The 451-nt window shown below is 73.4% G+C and carries 1 protein-coding gene; it reads right to left on the bottom strand.

The genetic code is table 11. The annotated features are described in order from the left end of the window. Nucleotides 1-58: 58 nt before the first annotated feature. Nucleotides 59-451 (bottom strand): DUF6002 family protein (locus VM95_RS38045; RefSeq protein WP_045706221.1); only part of this gene is annotated, 393 nt, incomplete at its 5' end.

Raw genomic sequence — 451 nt, 5'->3', positions numbered from 1 at the left:
GGCGGGTTCCTCACGGGTGCGTCGGGGCCGGTCGTCAACCTGGGTGCGGTGCCCGGGCTCACTGGGCGCAGGCGCCCAGGACCAGCCGGCGCAGGGCCTCGGTGTCGGGGGTGTCGTGCAGGTCGCGTGCGCTCAACTGGCCGACCTGGTCGGCGTGGTAGTGGCCGGAGGCGTGGATGAGGATGTCGTCCTCGGGCACGAGGCCGCGGTCGACGGCGTTGAGCAGGCCGACGACGGCCATGACCAGGGACCATTCGCGCACCGCGGTGGGGTTGGCGGGCAGGTCGATGGCGGCGCGGGCGAGCAGGTCGCGGGCCTGGGCGTAGCGCTGGAGGCATTCGGCGAGGGAGACGACGATGCCGCCGCCGCCCTGGGTGTGGATGAGGTGGTTCATGCGGGCGCTGGTGGGCGGGTTGCGGGTGTAGAAGGTGGGGTCGAGGTCCTCGTGGGG

The organism is Streptomyces rubellomurinus, from assembly GCF_000961885.1.
GTDB lineage: Bacteria > Actinomycetota > Actinomycetes > Streptomycetales > Streptomycetaceae > Kitasatospora > Kitasatospora rubellomurina.
The sequence above is the reverse complement of the archived record's forward strand: the minus strand, read 5'-3'. Positions and strand labels throughout refer to the sequence as shown.